The 21239-nt window shown below is 52.8% G+C and carries 22 protein-coding genes and 1 tRNA gene; 9 read left to right on the top strand and 14 right to left on the bottom strand.

Translation table 11 applies throughout. The features are described from left to right. The first annotated feature begins 108 nt into the window (after positions 1-108). Positions 109-291, top strand: a complete 183-nt coding sequence (locus NAI64_RS07850) for a 4-oxalocrotonate tautomerase (protein ID WP_269299363.1) — start codon at positions 109-111, stop codon at positions 289-291. A 61-nt stretch (positions 292-352) separates the two neighbouring features. On the opposite strand, the gene NAI64_RS07845 is transcribed toward NAI64_RS07850, so the two are convergent. Continuing rightward, a complete protein-coding gene (locus NAI64_RS07845) occupies positions 353-1639 on the bottom strand; it encodes a cation:proton antiporter (protein WP_269299361.1) in 1287 nt (428 codons plus the stop codon). A gap of 193 nt (positions 1640-1832) precedes the next feature. On the opposite strand from NAI64_RS07845, the gene NAI64_RS07840 reads away from it, so the two are divergent. Continuing rightward, complete coding sequence (locus tag NAI64_RS07840) at positions 1833-2270, top strand: hypothetical protein (protein ID WP_269299359.1); 438 nt, start codon at positions 1833-1835, stop codon at positions 2268-2270. A gap of 42 nt (positions 2271-2312) precedes the next feature. Then, the gene (locus tag NAI64_RS07835) at positions 2313-2837 is read left to right on the top strand and encodes a YMGG-like glycine zipper-containing protein (RefSeq protein WP_269299357.1); all 525 of its coding nucleotides are present in this window, start codon (positions 2313-2315) and stop codon (positions 2835-2837) included. A gap of 44 nt (positions 2838-2881) precedes the next feature. Here the strand turns inward: NAI64_RS07835 and NAI64_RS07830 are convergent, their stop codons facing one another. After that, the gene (locus NAI64_RS07830; protein ID WP_269299355.1) at positions 2882-3310 is read right to left on the bottom strand and encodes an OsmC family protein; all 429 of its coding nucleotides are present in this window, start codon (positions 3308-3310) and stop codon (positions 2882-2884) included. Positions 3311-3534: 224 nt separating this feature from the next. Here NAI64_RS07830 and NAI64_RS07825 point away from each other — a divergent pair, with 224 nt between their 5' ends. Beyond that, positions 3535-4194 carry a UPF0149 family protein gene (locus NAI64_RS07825; protein ID WP_269299353.1) on the top strand — a complete coding sequence of 220 codons (660 nt, stop codon included), beginning with the start codon at positions 3535-3537 and terminating at the stop codon, positions 4192-4194. 51 nt (positions 4195-4245) lie between these two features. Here the strand turns inward: NAI64_RS07825 and NAI64_RS07820 are convergent, their stop codons facing one another. The 5 genes from NAI64_RS07820 to NAI64_RS07800 form a co-directional block, all read right to left on the bottom strand. Further along, a complete protein-coding gene (locus NAI64_RS07820) occupies positions 4246-5244 on the bottom strand; it encodes a phosphonate dehydrogenase (RefSeq protein WP_269299351.1) in 999 nt (332 codons plus the stop codon). A gap of 13 nt (positions 5245-5257) precedes the next feature. Then, complete coding sequence (phnE, locus tag NAI64_RS07815) at positions 5258-5998, bottom strand: phosphonate ABC transporter, permease protein PhnE (protein WP_269299350.1); 741 nt, start codon at positions 5996-5998, stop codon at positions 5258-5260. Positions 5999-6076: 78 nt separating this feature from the next. Continuing rightward, positions 6077-6934 carry a phosphate/phosphite/phosphonate ABC transporter substrate-binding protein gene (phnD, locus tag NAI64_RS07810; RefSeq protein WP_456238720.1) on the bottom strand — a complete coding sequence of 286 codons (858 nt, stop codon included), beginning with the start codon at positions 6932-6934 and terminating at the stop codon, positions 6077-6079. 9 nt (positions 6935-6943) lie between these two features. Next, a complete protein-coding gene (gene phnC / locus NAI64_RS07805; RefSeq protein ID WP_269299348.1) occupies positions 6944-7735 on the bottom strand; it encodes a phosphonate ABC transporter ATP-binding protein in 792 nt (263 codons plus the stop codon). Positions 7736-7884: 149 nt separating this feature from the next. After that, a complete protein-coding gene (locus tag NAI64_RS07800) occupies positions 7885-8379 on the bottom strand; it encodes a hypothetical protein (RefSeq protein WP_269299346.1) in 495 nt (164 codons plus the stop codon). Positions 8380-8615: 236 nt separating this feature from the next. Here NAI64_RS07800 and tsaA point away from each other — a divergent pair, with 236 nt between their 5' ends. Both tsaA and NAI64_RS07790 read left to right on the top strand, forming a co-directional pair. Next, entirely contained in the window at positions 8616-9143 is a 528-nt protein-coding gene (tsaA, locus tag NAI64_RS07795) for a tRNA (N6-threonylcarbamoyladenosine(37)-N6)-methyltransferase TrmO (RefSeq protein WP_269299344.1), read from the top strand. A 311-nt stretch (positions 9144-9454) separates the two neighbouring features. Next, positions 9455-9811, top strand: a complete 357-nt coding sequence (locus NAI64_RS07790; protein ID WP_407946922.1) for a DUF4186 domain-containing protein — start codon at positions 9455-9457, stop codon at positions 9809-9811. A gap of 55 nt (positions 9812-9866) precedes the next feature. On the opposite strand, the gene NAI64_RS07785 is transcribed toward NAI64_RS07790, so the two are convergent. Beyond that, positions 9867-9942: transfer RNA gene (locus NAI64_RS07785), tRNA-Thr, on the bottom strand. Between the two features lie 154 nt (positions 9943-10096). On the opposite strand from NAI64_RS07785, the gene NAI64_RS07780 reads away from it, so the two are divergent. From NAI64_RS07780 to NAI64_RS07770, 3 genes are all read left to right on the top strand, one after another. After that, the gene (locus NAI64_RS07780; RefSeq protein ID WP_269299342.1) at positions 10097-10831 is read left to right on the top strand and encodes a DsbC family protein; all 735 of its coding nucleotides are present in this window, start codon (positions 10097-10099) and stop codon (positions 10829-10831) included. 234 nt (positions 10832-11065) lie between these two features. Next, positions 11066-14818 carry a methionine synthase gene (metH, locus tag NAI64_RS07775; protein WP_269299340.1) on the top strand — a complete coding sequence of 1251 codons (3753 nt, stop codon included), beginning with the start codon at positions 11066-11068 and terminating at the stop codon, positions 14816-14818. A gap of 29 nt (positions 14819-14847) precedes the next feature. Continuing rightward, entirely contained in the window at positions 14848-16671 is a 1824-nt protein-coding gene (locus tag NAI64_RS07770; RefSeq protein ID WP_269299338.1) for a M61 family metallopeptidase, read from the top strand. 36 nt (positions 16672-16707) lie between these two features. On the opposite strand, the gene trpC is transcribed toward NAI64_RS07770, so the two are convergent. From trpC to coaE, 6 genes are all read right to left on the bottom strand, one after another. Further along, the gene (trpC, locus tag NAI64_RS07765) at positions 16708-17508 is read right to left on the bottom strand and encodes an indole-3-glycerol phosphate synthase TrpC (protein ID WP_269299337.1); all 801 of its coding nucleotides are present in this window, start codon (positions 17506-17508) and stop codon (positions 16708-16710) included. Positions 17509-17519: 11 nt separating this feature from the next. After that, entirely contained in the window at positions 17520-18557 is a 1038-nt protein-coding gene (gene trpD / locus NAI64_RS07760; RefSeq protein ID WP_269299336.1) for an anthranilate phosphoribosyltransferase, read from the bottom strand. 2 nt (positions 18558-18559) lie between these two features. Next, positions 18560-19123: an anthranilate synthase component II gene (locus NAI64_RS07755; protein ID WP_269299335.1), complete on the bottom strand. Its 564-nt coding sequence runs from the start codon at positions 19121-19123 to the stop codon at positions 18560-18562. Between the two features lie 257 nt (positions 19124-19380). Then, a complete protein-coding gene (gene yacG / locus NAI64_RS07750; protein ID WP_407946925.1) occupies positions 19381-19575 on the bottom strand; it encodes a DNA gyrase inhibitor YacG in 195 nt (64 codons plus the stop codon). Next, positions 19572-20321 (bottom strand): cell division protein ZapD, encoded by a 750-nt coding sequence (zapD, locus tag NAI64_RS07745; protein WP_269299333.1) that lies wholly within the window; start codon positions 20319-20321, stop codon positions 19572-19574. The genes yacG and zapD overlap by 4 nt, the downstream gene beginning before the upstream one ends. Positions 20322-20400: 79 nt before the next feature. Beyond that, a complete protein-coding gene (gene coaE / locus NAI64_RS07740; protein WP_269299332.1) occupies positions 20401-21021 on the bottom strand; it encodes a dephospho-CoA kinase in 621 nt (206 codons plus the stop codon). Positions 21022-21239 lie beyond the last annotated feature (218 nt).

Below are 21239 nucleotides of genomic sequence, written 5' to 3'. Positions count from 1 at the left end.
CGTTAAGCGATTGATTTTATGCGCGCTTCAAAGTGCCCCGCTTGATGCAGGGGTATCGTATAATCCGGCACTGTCGTTTACCGTCTTTATTCATTTCGAGGAAACATCATGCCAACCATCAATATCCAGCTCTTTGAAGGCCGCACCGTGGAACAGAAACGCGAACTGGCCAAAGCCATTACGGAAGCCACCTGCAAGACCCTGAAATGCGATCCGGGCGCCGTCGATATCATCATGCACGATGTCAAAAAGGAAAACTGGGCTACCGCCGGCAAGCTCTGGAGCGACTGACCGCGCATGCGACGTGGCGACACGACGCATAAACGCACAACCGTCACCGCCTGCACCGCATCTATTTCCAGAACCGGTGCAACAGCGGTCTGACGGTGATCCCGTGCAACAGAATCGACAAGGTGATGACGATCAAGGTCAAATGGATAAGCTCCAGCGCGAGCGGTTCTGCCAGTCCCTTGTCGATGGCATACATCAGATAGTACAACGAACCGATCCCCCGTACGCCGAACCATGCCGACAGCCCCTTGACCCTTTTGACGCCCCTGATCGGCAACAAACCGATATATACGCTCAATGGACGGGCAATGAAAAAAAGGAAAAGCGCCAGCCCGACCGCACGCCAGCTCCATGAATTGACGAACAGGGTGCCACCTACCAGCAGAATCAGCACCAGTTCCGAGAGCCGTTCCAGATAATCATTGAATACAAGTGAACTCGAACTGACGAACGAGGCGAATTCACGCCGCCCCGATGATTTTTCACCGCCTGCCGGTTCCACTCCGACTTCCTCTATGACATGTTCGCCTGAAACCAGGGCAGCACGGAATTCAGCCTGCCGCAACGCGACAGCGGCGAAGAAAACCGCGAGAAAACCCCATGCATGGCATATTTCGGATATGCCATAAACCACCCCGATCAGACCGAGACCGAGAAAATCGTCCAGAAGCCCTTGCCGGTATTTTTTGTGGACGGTACTGATCAGCCGTCCGAATCCATATCCGGCGATACATCCGATCATGATACCGCCCAGAGTCGCCCAAACCACATCCAGAAACAGCCAGCGCCACCCCATGAAACCGATCTTGTGCAATCCCAGCAGCCCCATACCCAGCACGACGAAGGGAAAAGCGCTGCCGTCGTTCATACCTGCCTCGCATGTCAGCGCAAAACGTAGCTTGTCATGGTCTCCGGGATGGCGACTCTGGACATCCGTCGCCAGCACCGGATCGGTCGGTGCGACAATGGCACCCAGCAAAATGGCTGCGCCTGCCGACAGGTGCAATACGAAATAGGCAAACAGTGCAATCAGCGTCACGCTGACCACCATCGAAACCGAAGCCAGCAAGATCGGCATCCGCCATCGCCACAACCTGACAGGCACCGGCATTTTGACACCGGCGGAAAAAAGCGAAATCAGCGCGGCCACTTCGGTCAGCGCCTCGAGAAATTCGGATTGTTTCAGCGGATTGAAATGAAAAAGATTCAAGCCGGTCGGTCCGACCAGCAATCCGATGGCCAGATACAGAAACGATGTGGAAACAGGCAACCGGCGCAAAACAGAGGATGTCACGCCGATAAACAGCAAAAGACCGCCGGTCAGGACAAACCAGTGCGCATTATCCATGATATCCCCGACTCAGAGACGATCCCCGTTTTCATATGGGCTTCCATACCGGTATTGTTTACCGTCACTGCCCACGTTTTCCCATTTTGTTACAAAGTCTTTCATGACTGTATTTTCACTGCAAACGGCGGATAATGAAATCATTCACGGATTGTCCTGAAAAATTCCGATCGTAATGGAAAGAGGTGCTCCCATGAAGCGTTCTATCCTTTTTCTGCTTTCCATCATCTTGCTGTGCGGCATGACGGATGCCATGGCCGACAGGCGTCCGCCGCCACGACCTTCCGGCGGCAGAGGACACCGGCCCCCGCCACGCAGACCGCCGCCACCGCCACCGCGTCATCACCATACTTCACATACCTCGTTCGGTTTCGTATTCGGCGGGCCGCTGTGGTCATATCCGGCATATACGCCATATTACTCCTATTATCCATATGGTCCGTATTACCCCTATCCGTCACAGACCATCGTGATCCAGTCGTCGCCGACCCGGTATATCGAAAAAAACGAAAATAGCGATGCCGGACAATACTGGTATTACTGCAAAAATCCCAAAGGTTATTATCCCTATGTACAAAAATGCAATGTCAACTGGCAAAAGGTGATCCCGTTCCCACAGGAAGCCCTGTAAACTTGTATCAAACCGCCGTTTTTTCCGGAATGGAGTATGAAAATGTTTTACCGATCCAAATATGCCCTGCTCCTGCTGCCGCTCGCTCTGGCGGCATGCTCTTCGATGCCATCCGGTCCGAATGTCATGGTATTGCCCGGCAACGGCAAAACCCTGGAACAATTCCATACCGACGACATGTTTTGCCGTCAGTATGCATCCATGCAAACCGGAACCAATACCAATGATGTCGCTATCGACAGCGGAGTCAAGACCGCTGCATTGGGAACAGCGCTCGGCGCGGCATCGGGCGCGCTGATCGACGGCGGCAACGGTGCTGCAGTCGGTGCCGGTGTCGGTCTGGTACTGGGTGGCGCGACCGGTGCTGCATCCGGCAGCACGACAAGCTATCAGGCACAAATCCGTTACGATAACGCCTATCAGCAATGCATGTATGCAAAAGGTCACAGCATTCCGGTCACAACGACCTATTCACAAAACAACAGCGCTCCCAAACCTGCCACTTACGGCCCGCCCCCAAATACACAAACGCCGCCACCGGCAAAATATGTCGTTCCCGAAAAATAGAAAACGGCCGGGCGTATCGAAAACCGCCCGGCCGTTTTTTGTCCTCAAATCATGTCCAGCGTCGTCACTACGGAAATATCGGTATTGAGCACACGCGAAACAGGACAATTTTCTTTCGCATGAAAGGCTTCCGTCCTGAAGATATCCGCATCTCCGCCGGGAATACGTGCATGGACGTCCAGATGGATATGTGTGATGGAAAATCCTTTTTCCGTTCTGTCCATTTCCAGTGTCGCCATAGTCCGGATTTCTTCTGCCTTCATGCCACGTGCTTCGAGCCGTCCTGATAAATCCATCGTGAAACAGCCTGCATGGGCTGCCGCAATCAATTCTTCCGGGTTGGTGCCCGCGGCATTTTTGAAGCGTGCCGAAAAAGAATAAGGTGTCTTCGACAAGGTTTCGCTTTCCGTCGTCAACGTTCCTTTTCCATCCTTTATGCCACCTGACCAGACGGCCGATCCTGTACGTTTCATATTGTCTCCCTGAAATATCGTCAAAAAAACGGTTCCGTTTTCCGGCAAACCGTGCTGTTTCCGGATAAAGCATAGCCATAATGAACCGGCGTTCCTTGACTTCGGACAGGCATGCCGTATTTAATCATCAGGCACAAGCATGTGTACAAGGCTGGCGGAACTATTGTTATACTAGCCACCAGTATGGTTGTTTTTTCATTCTTTTAACTTCACTTTGCTGCCCTATGTCCGATAACGAAAACGATACCGAATCCATGCTCAAGGCTCTTGATGATTTTCTGAACCACAAGGAAGCGTCTCCCAAACTTTCCAACCAGCAGCTTGACGCACTGGAACATTATCTGGATTCCCATGCGGCCCAGAACGCCATGCACATGGAAGTGCTGGACGGTTTTCTGTGCGCACTGATTACCAGTCCGTCTCCTGTTCATGCCGAAGAATATCTTCCCGTTATCTTCGGCGGCAAAATGCCTGAATTCAAAAGCCAGGAAGAATCCGACCAGATTATGGGGGCGCTCGCCCAGCACTGGGAACATATCGATTCCGTCCTCAAGCGCAATGATGAATACTATCCGTTCCTGTACGCCGATCCGGATGGCAAATGCAGCGCCAACGAATGGGCATACGGTTTCATTCTGGGAATGGACATGCGCCGCGACAGCTGGAAAGAAATGGTCGAAGACGGCAAGCAGAATCAGGAAGGCTTGCTGACCCCGGTTCTGACGCTGTACTCCGAATACATCCCGGAAATTTCCGGTTGCCAGCCCATTCCGGCGGAAGAACGCGAAGAACTGGTCACCAAGATGATTTCCAACCTGCCGCGGATTTACGAACATTTCGAGGAAGCACGCGAAAAAAACCGGCAGACATCCTCACTGCACTGAAACATGAAAAAGGACAGCAAAACGCTGTCCTTTTTCATTCATGTACGTTTTTCAACCGGCTATGTCATTGACATGGCCATCCGGTATTTCGCCGGCCAGCGCCTGCAAGATACTGTTGGCGCAATAACGCTCGATCGCCATTCTGACATCCCGGACTGCAGAGCCCAGATGCGGCGTAAAAAATGTCTGCGCGGTATTCGCCAGCAGTTTTTCCGGAATGTGGCGACGCCGGCTCGCACGAATCCAGTCTTCCATTTCGAATACATCCGCCGCATATCCGGCAAGCTGTCCATTGTCAAGCGCTTCAACGACGGCCATCTCATCCACGACCGATCCACGACAGACATTCACCAGATATGCCCCACGCTTCATTTCGGACAGTACCTGGCCGTCGAACAGATGACATGTTTCCGCAGTCAGCGGCAATAACGGTATGACCATATCGCTGTCCTTAAGCAATGTATGGAAATCCGTGTGTTGCAAACCCAGCCGGTTTTCCTCGTCGGCAGACAAGGCCACCTGATCGGTATAGAGCAAATTCATGCCGAACCCCTTTAGCCGCTCGGCAACCGCACGCCCAACCCGCCCCATACCGACGATACCGGCCGTTCGTCCGAAAAGACCGGTTCCATACAGTTCGGGACGCCACCCGGCAAATTGTCCGCTGCGGATATGGCGATCGCCTTCCAGCATATTGCGTGTTATGGCCAACATGAGGCCGACGGCAAGTTCGGCAGTCGGGACCGTCAGCAAATCCGGTGCAATCGTCAGCCATACCTTGTGACGTGTACACGCAGCCACATCGAAATTGTCATACCCTTTCAGGGCAGCGCCGATCACTTTCAGTCTCGGGCATGCCTGCAAAAATGCCTCGTCAACACAATCCGGCATAAATGCCATCATGGCATCGGCATCCTTCATTTTTTCCAGCAGCGCTTCTCTGGAAAGCGTTCCTTTTCCGGGATTGACGATCACTTCTGTCTTCTGACGTAGCAGTTCGATTGTTTCAGGATGCACCCAATGGGTCAGTACAACTTTCGGTTTGTTCATTTTTTACCTTCGATTATTGTGTTTTCTTGCGCAGCCATGAACTGAAAGCATCGACGATCGTCACCATCAGCAAAATCACGATCAGAATGGCCGATACTTCCTGATACTGCATAATCCGCAACGAGCCGATCAGTTCGAAACCGATACCGCCAGCCCCGACCATCCCCATGACGGTAGAAGCACGGAAGTTGTATTCCCAGCGATAAATGGCGGTATCGGCCATTTGCGGGAAAACCTGAGGGAAGATGCCGTGGATGATGACCTGCAAGGGACTGCATCCGGCCGCCTTCGCCGCCTGTACCGGCGCCGGATCGACATGTTCGATGGATTCGGCGAAAAACTTGGCCACCATACCGACGGAATGAAATGCCAGCGCCAACACTCCCGGCAGCGCGCCGAACCCGACCGCCGCCACGAACACGATTCCCATAATCAGCTCCGGAATCGAACGCAATCCGTTAAGCAAGCCTCGGCACAAATGGAAAACAACGGGATTCGGACTGGTATTTCTTGCAGCCAATACACCCAGCGGCACCGACAAAATCACGGCGATCGCCGTTCCGGCAACACTCATGGCCAGCGTATCGGTCAACGGTCCTATCCAGTTCTTCAGCTGTGAAAAATCCGGCGGAAACATTTCCGTCACCAGAGTGACCAGACTGGGGATACCATCCGCCAGCCGTTCGGCATCGAACAAACCGGCATAATGGCAACACCCTGCCAGGACGATGGCAAGCACTGCCATCGTCATCATGGATTTTCTCCAGACCCTGCGTTGCACCGACAAGACAGCGTCAAATTCAGCAGAAACCGTCATGATGAAACCCGCCCTTTAAAATCTGGAAAAATCCAGTTTGAGCAGACTGCCCAGATTGCGCACGACATCGTAATCCTTGTCGCTTACCGAACCGAACCCTTCGGCCTTGAATGGCTTGAGAATGGCAGGATCGTTTATTTCCAGAAAGGCGGCACGGATTTTCTGTTTGAGTTGTGGATTCAGACTCGAACGCATGGTCCATGGATACTGTGGAAAAGGTTTCGATTCGGCAATGACCATAACCTTGTCCGGTTTGACCAGACCGCGCTGGACAAGCGTTTCAAAGATCGGCTTGCTCAAGCCGCCTGCCTGTGCATGTCCGTTTTGTACCGACATGGCGACGGCATCGTGCGCACCGACAAAATGTTCCCTGTAACTTTTGCCGGCATACAGGTTTTTCTCCGCCAGCATGGATTTCGGAATCAGATGGCTGGATGTAGAAGCCTTGTCACCGAAAGCGACATCCTTGCCTGCAATATCTTCGAGTTTTGTGATCCCTGCCGACTTGTTGGCGATAATGACTGCCTGATAGGTAGTCTTGCCCTGCTGCCGAATCGCGGCAAACGGTTCGATATCGCTTTTCTGTTTCGCCAGCACATAGGAAAGCGGTCCGAAATAGGCCAGATCAAGACGCCCGTGCCGCATGGCTTCGATCATGGATGAATAATCAGTCGTCACGATCAATTCCACTTTTTTGCCGAGTTTTTCTTCCAGATATTCCTGAAGAGGACGGTTTTTCTTGATAATCGTGGCGGCATTTTCGTCCGGCAACAACGCCACTTTCAACGTCGACGGATCAGGATCGGCGGCATGCGCCATTGCAGACACCAGCGAAAAAAACGCCAGACAACACATGGATACCCACTTTTTCACGATAACTCCTTAACTTGCCAATGGAACAGGAAAATTCACCACCCGGCCCTGCCTTGCCGTTTGCCGGACATCCGGCTGGTTCCGGTACAATTCATCGACTTTCGGCTGCGTCAGATCGGCAGGCACACCATCGAAAACGATCCTGCCTGCGGACATTCCGACAATACGATCGGCATACTTTCTGGCCAGATCGACCTGATGGAGACTGACCACCGCCGTGATGCCGTCCTCCCTGCAAACCGAATGGATCAAATCCATCACTTTCTCCGCTGTCGCCGGATCAAGACTGGCGACTGGCTCGTCAGCCAGAATAGTTCTTGGTTGCTGCGTCAATACCCTGGCGATACCGACCCTTTGCTGCTGGCCACCGCTTAACTCATCCACACGACAAAGTGCCTTGTCCAGCAATCCGACACGCCGGAGACTTCGCAGGCCGAGTTCCTGTTCCTGTACGGACAAGGGAAAAATTGAACGGAAAACGGAGTGATAACCCAGACGTCCCATCAAGACGTTTTGCAATGCGGTCCGCCTTCCGATCAACTGATGCTGCTGGAAAATCATGCCGGTCTGGCGTCGGAGCCGTTGCAGATTTTTGCTATTCCAGTTTCCGGCGAATCCGGAAACGCGAAGCTCGCCGCTGTCGAGACAGCTCATGAGATTGAAACATCTCAAAAAAGTGGATTTACCGGCACCTGAAGGCCCCAGCAATACCGTAAACTGGCCGTCCGGAATCGTCAGCGATACTGGATGCAAGGCTACCGTATCACCATAGCGGACAGATACATTTTCCAGCTGAATCATGATCTGATGCACTCCATTCGATGTTGCTTTCGCAAATGAACCGATTGATGCAGACCATGTTATTCAGGCCATATGACAACCCGATGACCTGACAGGCAAAAAAAAACGGCTGACGCATTGCGTCAGCCGTCCGAAGGACCATACGAATATCAGGTCAGCAGGAAAAACATCGCCCAGCATTCCGTAAAGATAATGCCGCCGAGCCATGCCACCAACTGTTTCCAGTAATTTTCACGCCAGAACGGATTGTCGGTCTTTTTGTCCTTGTACCAGTAGAAAAAGCGCATGGCGCTTCCCCAGACAAGCAGGGCCGTCAATGCCAGATTGGTCGGTGCAAAGGCTTCCAGTGTCTGTTGCGTTTCATAACTGAACGGCTGATTGTGCAGATACCATGCACAGGCGAACCCGATCGCCAGAAAAATGACGTTCAGTATCACCAGTCGCCAGAAAGACAGGTAGCGCTTGATCGGCTCGATCTTGCTTCCCAGACGCTTGAGCGGACCCGGCTTGCTCTGCTGCGCCTGTACATAACTGGTTCCCGATCTTCTGAGTTCCCGACATTGCGGACAATACCGCGCACGCGGATTGCCGACAAAAGATTTTCCGCAATCCTGACAAACCCGTTCCTGCGCCTGTTTAACCATACCAATCTCTACGTAAACGAATGAAGACAGTCCGACCGATTACTACCCCTTATCGACACTCGCCATTTTGCCGGTCAGAATTGCGATTATACTTTGAATCTGCCAGCTTCATCCGCAAATCGGCAGGAAATACCGTTTCCCGACAAGCCGACCTGTCCGGATCATGCCCGTTTTCCGGATGGAAAATATCGCCGCGCGGTGTAATATCCGCATTATCTTACCCGGAACATAGCACCATGACAGAAAAAAAACGTCAATCCGGTCCGATACCGGAGACCATTTCCTATTCGCCGATCGGTATCATCCACAGCGAACACGCCATTGCACAGCAAACACCTGCACAACCCGTATTCGCACAGGACTGTCAGGGAATACTGGAAGTATTTCCACCCTATACCACCGGCCTCAAAGATATCGAAGGCTTTTCCCATCTTTATCTCATATACCATCTGCATCGTGCCGGTACGCCAAAACTGGTGGTCAAACCTTTTTTGCAGGATGTCGAACATGGCATATTCGCCACACGTACGCCCCTGCGTCCCAACGCCATCGGTCTGAGTATCGTCGAATTGCTGGGCGTAAACGGCAATATGTTGTCCATTCGGGGCGTTGATATACTCGACAGTACGCCCGTGCTCGACATCAAACCGTATGCCGCACGGTTCGATCATATTCTCGCAACCCGCAGCGACTGGCTTGACGAAGTGGATGAACAAACCGCTTTCACCCGCGGACGCCGCCAGTACAAACCCGCAAAACGATAAACGGCACCTTGCGTTTCCATGTTCATATCCGGCAATTCCTTCTGCCCGTTCCGGCTCCCGTACAATTCGCAAAACACCTGCCATCTTCCCCGACGGCAGCACTTTCCTGCCGGATATGTCCGATACAGCCAATCCACAGCATGATATCCACACAAAAAACGAAAAATATCCAGATGGACTTCTGGGAAAACGACTGTCCGGAAATATCACGGACAACCGCTTCTTGCAATTTACCCACTCCGGATGAATCCGGGCGAATCTGCGAAAAACTGGAAGCTCTTTCCCGTTCACATTTCCGTGCAAGCTTTCACTTGCGAAAACAGCAACGCCGGTATATCGATGAAAAAGGACTGGATACGATCGTCCGGCATGCCTGTGACTTCATCCGTCTCCGTCTTGCACCTGCCCATATTTCCAATGACGGCAAACAGACCCCCATGCGCGGTCACCCTGTTTTCATCGCGCAACACGCCACAGGTACCTGCTGCCGGAAATGTCTCTCGAAATGGCACGATATCGAACCCGGTAACGCACTGACAGAAGAACAACAACAGTACATCGTCAATCTCATCATGGCATGGATACGAAAAGAAATCGGACATGCCTTGCCGCAAACAGCGGACCACCATCGTGAAGGTATGCTGGCAGGCATAAAAAAAGCCGTGTAAACTGTTGAATTTACACGGCTTAAAAGACATCTTGGGATGGCTTTGGAATTTGATTTGGTGCTGATGAGAGGAGTCGAACCTCCGACCTACTGATTACGAATCAGTTGCTCTACCAACTGAGCTACATCAGCGAAGCGTGCATTGTAACAAAAAAAACGCCGACGTGTCGTTTTTCATTATACAGAATTGTTTTTTCTTTCGTTTCAGATTGCGCTTTTGCTGCATACATGGCCAGAATACGCCTTCTGGCCCTTCCCTGGCAAAAACTTTTCAGGAATATCTATTATGCCTTATCCGATTACCCGTTTTATTCATACCATTTCGGCGATTTGCTGCATGCTCTGGTGTGCCTGCACGTTGGCGGCATCTTCTGCCGAAACTGTTATTCAGAAGCGTTTCGTAGAATATCTCGGCGTGAATGTCGAGAAAAGCGATATCGTCAAAACTCCGTATTCAGGTTTGTACGAAGTCCGTGTCGGCAACAATCTGGTCTATACCGACGCCGAGGCACGCTACCTCTTCATCGGGAACATCATGGACATCCAGACGCGGACCGACTATACGAACGAAAAACTCCGGAAATTCGCGATCACAGACTTTTCAAGCCTGCCGAAAGACCTGGCAATCCAGATCGTCAAGGGAAGCGGTGAAGGCAAGATGGCCGTTTTTTCCGATCCGACCTGCCGCCACTGCAAACAGCTCGAATACAACCTGCGAAACGTGGACAATGTCACGATCTATCTGTATCCGCTCAATATCCTGTCAGAAAAATCCGTCGAGATTTCCAGAAACATCTGGTGTTCCCCCAACCCGGCACAGGCATGGCACGACTGGATGATCAACGACAAAATGCCTGCGAAAGCCGGCAATAACTGCGCTTTCCCGGATAAACGGATTCGCGCACTGGGCAAACAGCTCAATATCGAGGGAACACCGACGATTTTCTTTGCTGACGGCACTCGGGTTCCTGGCGTCGCCGAAGCGGATTCGATCAACCTGAAGCTGCAATCGCTCCCGTAAGGTTTTCCCGCCGAAAGCAATCGCTTGCGACAAGACTGGACGACAGCGCCTGCCACACACCGCCTCAACGGAAAACCTGCGATATCAAAAACTTGCTTTACTGCGGATACGACATGGCACTGCCGACCGGTTCATTCCTGATTGTTGATTACAGTATAATTTTTCATTTCCTGTATCTCTAAAACCCCAATTCCGGCGAAAGCTCCGGCCTTTCGCCCTCTACCGGAAATCAAAATGGAAAACAACACTACCGAAAACCGCCTTCGCGATATCATGTCTCGCCGTATTCTCATTCTGGATGGCGCCATGGGTACCATGATCCAGCGTTATGGTCTGACGGAAGAAGATTACCGGGGCGGTCCAGATGGCCGGTTTATCGACTTTGCTCCCCCTGCCTCGACCGGAAACCGTGAATTGTTCGTCAAGGGCAACAATGAACTGCTTTCACTGACACAGCCTCACATCATTTCGGCCATTCATGAAGAATATCTGAAAGCCGGTGCGGACATTATCGAAACCAACACGTTCGGTGCCACGGCAATTGCGCAAGAAGACTACCATATGGCACATCTCGTCTATGAAATGAATGTGCAATCGGCGAAAATCGCCCGTGCCGTATGTGACCGGTATGCCACGCCAGAACATCCGCGTTTTGTCGCAGGCTCGATCGGGCCGACGCCACGAACCGCTTCGATCTCGCCGGACGTCAACGATCCGGGTGCACGCAACATCACGTTCGACCAGCTCGTCGACGCCTATTCCGAACAAGTTCGCGCGCTGGTCGACGGGGGAGTCGATCTGTTTCTGGTCGAAACGGTCTTCGATACCCTGAATTGCAAGGCTGCCCTCTTCGCCATCGACAGCTTTTTCGAAGCAACGGGCAAAAAGCTGCCCATCATGATTTCCGGAACAGTGACCGACGCATCCGGCCGTATTCTTTCTGGCCAGACGGTGACGGCTTTCTGGTATTCGATCCGCCATGCCAAACCGCTGACCGTTGGCCTGAACTGTGCACTGGGTGCGGCGTTGATGCGCCCGTATGTCGAAGAACTGTCACGGATCGCCGACACGTATATCTGTATTTATCCGAATGCCGGCCTGCCCAATCCGATGAGTGAAACCGGTTTCGACGAAGGCCCGAAAGATACAGCATCTTTCCTGAATGAATTCGCACGAAGCGGTTTCGTCAATGTCGTCGGAGGCTGTTGCGGTACCACGCCGGACCATATCCGCGCCATCACGCAGGCCGTCGCCTCGTTGCCTCCCAGAAAAGTACCGGTCATCCCGCCAGCCATGCGTCTGTCAGGTCTGGAACCTTTCACGATCGACGACGATTCCCTGTTCGTCAATGTCGGCGAACGCACGAACGTCACCGGTTCGAAGGCTTTCGCCCGGATGATTCTGAACGAGGAATACGACAAGGCGCTGGCAGTCGCCCGCCAGCAGGTCGAAAACGGTGCCCAGATCATCGACATCAACATGGACGAAGCCATGCTCGATTCAGTCAGCGCCATGCGACGTTTTCTGAACCTGATCGCCTCGGAACCGGAAATCGCCCGTGTACCCGTCATGCTCGATTCATCCAAATGGGAAGTGATCGAGACCGGCCTGAAATGCCTCCAGGGAAAATCCATCGTCAATTCCATTTCGCTGAAAGCCGGTGAAGCCGAATTTCTCAGACAGGCGAAACTGTGCCGCCGGTATGGTGCGGCCATCATCGTCATGGCGTTTGACGAACAGGGACAGGCTGACACTTACGAGCGAAAGATCGCCATTTGCAAACGTGCCTACGATCTGCTGGTCAATACCATCGGTTTCCCTGCCGAAGACATCATTTTCGACCCCAACATTTTTGCCATCGCCACCGGTATTGAAGAACATAACAACTATGCCGTCGATTTCATCGAAGCGACCCGCTGGATCAAGGCAAACCTGCCTTATGCCAAGATCAGCGGCGGTGTTTCGAACGTCAGCTTCAGTCTTCGCGGCAACAATCCGGCCCGAGAAGCCATCCATACAGTTTTCCTGTATCACGCCATCGCGGCCGGACTGACGATGGGGATCGTGAACGCCGGCATGATCGGGGTGTACGACGAAATTCCGGAAACGCTGCGCGAACGTGTCGAGGATGCCGTACTCAACCGCCGCCCGGACTCCACCGAGCGGCTGATCGAAGTCGCCAGCGAATTCCATTCCGGCGCCAAAAAGGAAAGCGACAATCTCCAGTGGCGCAGTGAACCGGTCAACAAACGCCTGACCTATGCTTTTGTGCATGGTCTGACGGATTTCATCACTGAAGATACCGATGAAGCGCTTCAGGAAGTCCTGAAAAAAGGCGGTCAACCGATCGAGGTCATCGAAGGACCGCTCATGGACGGCATGAATGCCGTGGGGGACCTGTTCGGTCAGGGCAAGATGTTCCTGCCGCAAGTCGTCAAATCCGCCCGCGTCATGAAGCAGGCGGTCGCCTATCTGGTTCCGTATATCGAGGAACAGAAACGCCTGAGCGGCAATACCCAGTCGAAAGGCAAAATCGTGATCGCCACTGTCAAGGGCGACGTACATGATATCGGCAAGAACATCGTGGCCGTCGTTTTGCAGTGCAACAACTTCGAGGTGATCAACATGGGCGTAATGGTGCCATGCGAGGAGATTCTGGCCAAGGCCAAGGAAGTCCAGGCCGATGCCATCGGCTTGTCCGGCCTGATTACGCCTTCACTGGAAGAAATGATGCATGTCGCCAGCGAAATGCAACGCGACGAATATTTCCGCACCCGAAAAATCCCGCTTTTCGTGGGGGGAGCGACGACCAGCAAGACCCATACCGCCATCAAGATCGCACCGAATTACGAAGGCCCGGTCGTTCAGGTGCCGGATGCATCGCGCACCGTTACAGTCATTCAGGCACTGCTCTCAGACAGCATGCGTGAAAAATATATCAAGGTCCTGACCGACGACTACGAACACATCCGCGAGCTGCACGCCAGCAAGAAACCGAAGAAACTGCTGCCGATCGACGAAGCACGCGCCAACAAGGCGAAACTGTCGTTCAGCGGTCCGGATACCCCGAAAAAACCGGTCTATCTGGGACAGCGTTTCCTGCGCAACATCGATCTGGCGACACTGGCCGGTTACATCGACTGGGCGCCGTTTTTCCGTGTCTGGGATCTTTCCGGTTCCTATCCCGAAATTCTCGACGATCCTGTTCACGGCGAAACCGCACGCAAGGTTTTCGCAGACGGCAAAGCCATGCTGGACAAACTGATTCGCGGCAAATGGCTGACCGCCAATGCGTCGCTTGCCCTGATGCCTGCCAACAGCGTCAACGATGACGATATCGAAATTTATACCGATGAAACCCGTTCCAGTGTCGCCTTCACCTATTACGGTGTCCGGCAACAGGCGGAAAAACCGGTGATCAACGGTATCGCCCGTCCGAACCAGTGTCTTGCCGACTTCATCGCACCCAAATCTTCCGGCATCCGGGACTATATCGGTCTGTTCGCGGTCACGACCGGTGTCGGTATCGATACACGGCTGGAAACATTCAACACGTCGCAAAACGATTACGACGGCATCATGCTGAAAGCACTGGCTGACCGTCTTGTCGAGGCACTGGCGGAATATCTGCATGAATTGGTCCGCAAGGATCTGTGGGGATATGCCCCGGATGAACGCTTCACGCCCGAAGAATTGCACAAGGAACCCTACCGTGGCATCCGTCCTGCCCCCGGTTATCCGGCCAATCCGGAACATACCGTCAAGAGCGATCTGTTCCGTATCCTGCGCTGCGAGGAAATCGGCATGAGCCTGACGGAATCGTACGCCATGTTGCCGACAGCTTCCATTGCGGGATTTTATTTCGCCCATCCGGATGCCCGTTATTTCACGATCGGAAAAATCGGCAAGGATCAGGTCGCCGACATGGCCAAGCGTCGCCATGTTTCCGAAGAACAGCTGGGACACTGGCTGGCCCCGATCCTGTAAACAGATTCAACCGGCAGGGAGACGACGATATGAAGCAGGCCATCCATTATTCCATCGAGGTATCCGATCCGAATGCCCATCTGTTCCATGTTACGGTCACGGTCGACGAACCTGCTCCGGACGGACAGGTCTTCCGGTTGCCCGCATGGATACCAGGCAGTTACATGATCCGCGAATTCGCACGCAATATCGTGCAGATCCGGGCGCACTCTCATGGCATGCCTGTCCCGCTGGATAAAACCGACAAGCACACTTGGCAAGCGGCCCCCTGTTCCGGACCACTTATCGTCGACTATGACGTCTATGCATGGGACTTGTCCGTACGTACCGCACATCTTGACCAGACGCATGGCTTTTTCAATGGTTCCAGCGTTTTTCTGGAAGCGGTCGGATATGGCGAATACCCGCACATCGTCGATATCCGCAAGCCAGCCGGTAAGGCAGCGTCATCATGGCGTGTTGCGACAGCCCTGCCTGAACACGAAGCGCCCCGTTACGGCTTTGGCAGCTATCGTGCAAGCAATTACGACGAACTGATCGATTCCCCGGTCGAAATGGGGAACTTCATGCTGGGGCAATTCACGGCACATGGCGTCCCGCACGATATCGTCATTACCGGACGTGTTCCGCATCTGGATATGGAGCGGCTGGAAAACGATCTGCGCAAAATCTGCGAAACCGAAATCGCCCTGTTCGAACCGGAAACCCTGAAAGCGCCAGTATCCCGCTACGTCTTCCTCGTCATGGTCGTCAAAAACGGGTATGGTGGACTGGAACACCGTGCATCCACCGCGCTGTTATGTTCCCGGTCATCTCTTCCTGTCATAAACAATCACCGGCAAGCTACCGGAAAAATCAGCGACGACTATCTCCAATTTCTGGGATTGTGCAGCCACGAATATTTCCACACATGGAATGTGAAACGGATCAAGCCGGCCGTTTTCGCCCCCTACGACCTGCGTGAAGAAACCTATACACGGCTTTTATGGCTGTTTGAGGGATTCACCAGCTACTATGACGATCTGACCATCGTGCGCAGCGGGCTGGTCGATACAAACACCTATTTGCAGCAAATCGCGTCGTCACTCAATCAGGTCATGCGTGGACGGGGCCATCTCAGGCAGAGTGTGGCAGAATCGAGTTTCGATGCATGGATCAAGTATTACCGGCAGGATGAGAATGCACCGAATGCGCTGGTCAGCTACTACACCAAAGGTTCGCTCGTCGCGCTGGCGCTTGACCTCATGATCCGGGAAAAAACCGAGCATAACCGGTCGCTTGACGACGTCATGCGCGTGTTGTGGCAACGTTACGGCAAGAATTTCTATCATGGAGACGCACACGGCATAACCGATGCCGATGCCAAAGCGATCATCGAATCCGTCTGCGGTGAGGATTGCACGGAATTTTTCAACCGCTATATCGACGGAACCGACTTGTTGCCGTTACCGGAACTTTTTGCGCCTTTCGGGATCACCCTGCTTGACACCGCGACATCCATACCGGGTCTGGACATCCGCGTCCGGCGTTCCGGATCGGATTGCGTCGTCACGCATGTCTTCGAAGGTGGAACGGCACACCGTGCCGGCATTGCGGCGGGTGATGTCCTGCTGGCGATAGATGGCCTGAGAGTATCGGCAGACAATCCAGCCGCCAATCTCGAAAAGCAGCTGTCCTCTTACAATGCGGGCGAAACGATTCGCATCCACGTTTTCCGGCGTGACGAACTGATGCAATTCGAAGTGACACTGGCCGACGAACACATACCGAAGTACACCCTGTCCGTCTCAGAAGAAGAAACCGCCTCCATGCGGGAAGCTCGTCGGAACTGGCTGCATCTTCCGGCGGCATAAGTCCGCCACCAGTCCTGATGCAAACTGCCCACACCATCAAGCAAACAGTTTGGCCAGTTCCTTACCGGGTTCTTCCGCACGCATGAATGCCTCGCCCACGAGAAAGGCATTCACGCCCGCAGCACGCATTTTCAGTACATCGTCTCGGCACAAAATACCGGATTCGGTCACAACCAGTTTGCCTTGCGGCAATCCGGGCAACAAACGGATCGTATTGTCGATCGAAGTGCGAAAAGTTTTCAGATCGCGGTTGTTGATACCCAGCAACGGCGTCTTAAGCGACAGGGCACGTTCCAGCTCTGCGGCATTATGGACTTCGACCAGGACATCCAGCCCGAGTTCGGACGCACAGGCTTCCAGTTCGGCCATCCGGCTGTCTTCCAGCGCCGCCACAATCAGCAAAATACAGTCCGCACCCCAGGCCGCCGCTTCATATACCTGATAGGGATCGATGATGAAATCCTTGCGCAATACCGGTAACGAACAAGCCGCGCGCGCCTGAACCAGATAAGCGGAATCGCCCTTGAAAAATTCTCTGTCAGTAAGTACTGACAAACACGCTGCACCATATTTTTCATAGCTTCGCGCGATTTCCGCCGGATAAAACCGTTCCCGGATAATGCCTTTGGACGGCGAGGCTTTCTTGACTTCGGCAATGACGGCTGCCGAACCGGCCGCTATTTTTTCACGAAGGGCTTTTTCAAAATCGCGTCGGTTCTGTCGCAATCCGGTATCGTTTTCGGCTTGTGCACGCAATGCCTGCAACGACTGAACCGCCTTGGCTTTCGCGATTTCTTCCCTTTTGACGGCAAGAATTTTTTCCAGAATATCCGACATGTCCGTCCTCCCTATTTCCGGTTGACCGATTGTGTGAAGCCAACAAACTGATCCAGTTTCATTCTGGCTGCGCCAGACTCGATCGCCGCTCTGGCCTGCGCCAGGCCATCAGCAATCGAGTCGGCCTTCCCTGCTGCATAAAGTGCTGCGCCGGCATTCAGGGCGATGATGTCTGCTGCCGGCGTCGGCTTGTTGTTCAGGGTATCCAGCACGATTTTTCTGGATTCTTCGGCATTGGCGACCTTGAAATTCCGGCTGGCATACATCCGGATACCGAAGTCTTCCGGATGGATGTCATACTCGCGAACCTTCCCGTCGGACAGCTCACCGACCAGCGTGCTGGCTCCCAGTGAAATTTCATCGAGATTGTCACGCCCCCAGACGACCAGCGCCCTTTTCAGTCCCATTTTCTGCAAGACACGCACCTGAATACCGACCAGATCAGGGTGAAAAACCCCCATCATCATATTGTCGGCATATGCCGGATTCGTCAGTGGGCCGAGAATGTTGAATATCGTCCTGACACCCAGTTCTTCGCGCACTGCCTTGGCATGTTTCATCGCTGCATGATGATTGGGTGCATACATGAAACCGATGCCGACTTCCTCGATACACCGCGCGATTTCTTCCGGCGACAAATTGATATTGGCGTTCAGTGCTTCAAGCAAGTCGGCGCTTCCTGAGGAAGAAGAAACGCTGCGGCTGCCATGCTTGGCAACCTGTGCGCCACAGGCTGCCGCAACAAACATGGACGCCGTCGAAATATTGAACGTATGGGCACCATCCCCACCTGTTCCGACGATATCGAGCAGATTTTCGGGATGTTTCACTTTCACCTTGACGGCAAATTCGCGCATGACCTGTGCCGCCGCGGCGATTTCGCCGACTGTTTCCTTTTTGACCCGCAATCCGACGGTCAATGCCGCAATCATGATCGGAGACATTTCTCCACCCATGATGCTGCGGAACAAGGACAGCATTTCATCGTGGAAAATTTCACGATGTTCGATACATCTTAAAAGTGCTTCCTGAGGTTTGATCGATGTCATGATTATTCCCCGATAAAGTTGCCGAGCAGCAAATGCCCGTGTTCGGACAAAATGGATTCCGGATGGAACTGGACGCCTTCGATGGCATATTGCCGGTGACGTACACCCATGATTTCGCCATCTTCGGTCCATGCCGTGACCTCGAGACAATCGGGCAAACTGTCCCGGTCGATCGCCAGCGAGTGATAACGTGTCACCGTAAACGGGTTGGGCAGCCCTTTGAATACGCCCGTATTGTTGTGAAACACCGGAGAAGTCTTGCCATGCATGACTTCTTTTGCATGGACGATCTTGCCGCCGAAAGCCGCACCGATGGCCTGATGACCCAGACAAACACCGAACAACGGTTTCTTGCCGGCAAAATGCCTGAGCACCTCCATCGAAATACCCGCGTCATAAGGCGTTTTCGGCCCGGGAGAAATGCAGATATGATCCGGGTTGAGTTCCTCTATTTGTTTCAGAGAAATTTCATCATTGCGATACGTTCTGACATCGACGCCCAATTCGCCGAAGTACTGGACCAGGTTATAGGTAAAGGAATCGTAATTGTCTATCATCAGCAACATGACATTCACCTTGCATTCGTTTGTGGAAAGGCAGACGGTTCGTGCTTATACCGACAGCGGCAGACTGTTTTTCAGAAATACCGGTAAGGAAGTGCGCGCACGAAAGGCGCATGGAGGGATATCAGGCTCTTGGCTTGCGCCAACGCCAGTGCTGGGTGAAGAGAATAAATGCTGATGAAATAACTTTGGACATGGTGCAGATTATTGCCCAAGTACTCCGACTAATCAAGCCGGAACTGTCGTTTTCAGGACAAACTTCAAGGCATACCGGTTTGTACGGAATCGCCGTCATCCTCATCCTCGACTACGGGTACCTTGTATTTTTCTTCCGCCCATGCACCCAAATCGATCTGTTTGCAACGTTCGGAACAAAACGGACGATACAGACTGGTATCTTTCCATTCGACATCTTTGCCGCATACCGGACATTTAACTATCGTGACCATTTTCAACACAACGTCAGTTCACAAGGAATATCTTCTTCCATCGGCTTCGGCTTTACCGTACCGTCCTGTTTGGTAAACCGGATCCAGAGCATGTATTTGTTTGCCGACATTTCCGGTATGGCACCATACCGCGCATCGATACGCAATCTGAGCAACTGGTACATTTTCCCTTGCAGCATTTGCTGATAGCTGCCGGAATGCGCGATTATCTTGAACTGGAGACCGGATGCGCGCATCAATCGCAACAGCAAACCAACGGCATCGATCAATGACTGCATGGGGGCAAACCAACCGGCAATGTCTGCCGCACGTTCTTCCGGCATTCGCTGTTGCCAGGTATAGTACGACGGCAAATCGAACTCGCAGGCTCCGCCGGGAATACCGGTTCTGCTCCGGATACTCATGAGCCATTCGTTTTCCCGAATGCTTTGTCCTGTTTTCCCGTACGTATTGACAAGTGCCGAACCGGTTTTGTCGATTTCACGAAGAACATCGTCAAGAACGTTTTTCTGGATATTCGGATGGGACTGGAATCCGGACAATATCTGTTTCTGCCGTTCGAGTTCCTGCAACAGATCCGACTTGAGATCGGAACGGCTGACGACTTCGAGCATTTCGAAAATCGTCGTCAGCGCGACATGATGTTGCAATGCATGCGTCTGATGCAGAAAAAACTTGTATCTTTCATACAGGTCTTCCAGCCGCAGCATGGTACGGATGCGTTCGTTGAAAGGGTATTCGTAAATAATCAATGCAAGCCTCTTTCAATGTCGGGATACCATCTTTCTGAAATTCTGAACGGACTGTTTAAAAAATACAAACCTGTCCCCTCTATGATGCCCGATTTTCAACCAGTTTTTTATATCTGGCATGCAATCCCCTGACTTCCGAAGCGATTTCCTCAATACTTTTGTCGTTATGGATCACATCGTCTGCCATTGCCAGACGCTGTTCTCGCGATGCCTGCGTCGCCATAATGGCCCTGACCTGATCTTCCGTCAGATTGTTGCGTTTCATGACCCGTGACACCTGCAATGCTTCCGGGCAATCGATCACCAGTACTCTCGTACCCATACCGCGCCAGATCGGCAATTCAACCAGTAGCGGATTGACGAAAATGACATAGTCACCTTTTGCCTGCCTTGCCTGCTGAAATGAAATATCCCGGATCAGAGGATGCAAAATCGCTTCGAGTTTCAAACGTTCTTCAGGATGGGCGAACACATGTTCCCGCATCATGGCGCGGTTCATGGCACCATCCGGCTGAATGAAAGCGTCACCGAACTGCCTGCGAACCGGTTCGATTCCGGCGCCGCCAGGCAAAGTCAGGTTTCTGGCCACCTCGTCGGCATCGACGATCGTCGCCCCCAGATCGGCAAACAGATTGGCGACTAGTGTTTTCCCACTGCCGATACCACCGGTAAGACCTATCGAAAAATCCTGGTAATCCATTCTGGGCGAATCTCCAGCAAAAATTCAAGCAAAACGTCCGGTTCCCGCTTCAGCACATACCGCATGAAAGGCAGCCTCCATCCCGAAAGGGAAGCTCCGTCCGGACAATCCATATCGTCATGGACAAGCTGTCATTTTAATGCAGACAACCGCAATTGCCATGACCGTTCCGGTCAGTTCGTTTCATTGTCCGGGAAAACGGCAAAACCGGCGACATC

Source organism: Oxalobacter paeniformigenes, assembly GCF_027158465.1.
Classification (GTDB): Bacteria; Pseudomonadota; Gammaproteobacteria; order Burkholderiales; family Burkholderiaceae_D; genus Oxalobacter; species Oxalobacter paeniformigenes.
Note: the sequence above shows the minus strand (reverse complement) of the source record. Positions and strands in the feature narration are given on the sequence as shown.

Excerpts from the sequence above, each read along its gene's own strand:
- NAI64_RS07850 (WP_269299363.1), top strand. The coding sequence starts at position 109 with ATGCCAACCATCAATATCCAGCTCTTTGAAGGCCGCACCGTGGAACAG.
- NAI64_RS07845 (WP_269299361.1), bottom strand. The coding sequence starts at position 1,639 with ATGGATAATGCGCACTGGTTTGTCCTGACCGGCGGTCTTTTGCTGTTT.
- NAI64_RS07840 (WP_269299359.1), top strand. The coding sequence starts at position 1,833 with ATGAAGCGTTCTATCCTTTTTCTGCTTTCCATCATCTTGCTGTGCGGC.
- NAI64_RS07835 (WP_269299357.1), top strand. The coding sequence starts at position 2,313 with ATGTTTTACCGATCCAAATATGCCCTGCTCCTGCTGCCGCTCGCTCTG.
- NAI64_RS07830 (WP_269299355.1), bottom strand. The coding sequence starts at position 3,310 with ATGAAACGTACAGGATCGGCCGTCTGGTCAGGTGGCATAAAGGATGGA.
- NAI64_RS07825 (WP_269299353.1), top strand. The coding sequence starts at position 3,535 with ATGTCCGATAACGAAAACGATACCGAATCCATGCTCAAGGCTCTTGAT.
- NAI64_RS07820 (WP_269299351.1), bottom strand. The coding sequence starts at position 5,244 with ATGAACAAACCGAAAGTTGTACTGACCCATTGGGTGCATCCTGAAACA.
- phnE (WP_269299350.1), bottom strand. The coding sequence starts at position 5,998 with ATGATGACGATGGCAGTGCTTGCCATCGTCCTGGCAGGGTGTTGCCAT.
- phnC (WP_269299348.1), bottom strand. The coding sequence starts at position 7,735 with ATGATTCAGCTGGAAAATGTATCTGTCCGCTATGGTGATACGGTAGCC.
- NAI64_RS07800 (WP_269299346.1), bottom strand. The coding sequence starts at position 8,379 with ATGGTTAAACAGGCGCAGGAACGGGTTTGTCAGGATTGCGGAAAATCT.
- tsaA (WP_269299344.1), top strand. The coding sequence starts at position 8,616 with ATGACAGAAAAAAAACGTCAATCCGGTCCGATACCGGAGACCATTTCC.
- NAI64_RS07780 (WP_269299342.1), top strand. The coding sequence starts at position 10,097 with ATGCCTTATCCGATTACCCGTTTTATTCATACCATTTCGGCGATTTGC.
- metH (WP_269299340.1), top strand. The coding sequence starts at position 11,066 with ATGGAAAACAACACTACCGAAAACCGCCTTCGCGATATCATGTCTCGC.
- NAI64_RS07770 (WP_269299338.1), top strand. The coding sequence starts at position 14,848 with ATGAAGCAGGCCATCCATTATTCCATCGAGGTATCCGATCCGAATGCC.
- trpC (WP_269299337.1), bottom strand. The coding sequence starts at position 17,508 with ATGTCGGATATTCTGGAAAAAATTCTTGCCGTCAAAAGGGAAGAAATC.
- trpD (WP_269299336.1), bottom strand. The coding sequence starts at position 18,557 with ATGACATCGATCAAACCTCAGGAAGCACTTTTAAGATGTATCGAACAT.
- NAI64_RS07755 (WP_269299335.1), bottom strand. The coding sequence starts at position 19,123 with ATGTTGCTGATGATAGACAATTACGATTCCTTTACCTATAACCTGGTC.
- coaE (WP_269299332.1), bottom strand. The coding sequence starts at position 21,021 with ATGGATTACCAGGATTTTTCGATAGGTCTTACCGGTGGTATCGGCAGT.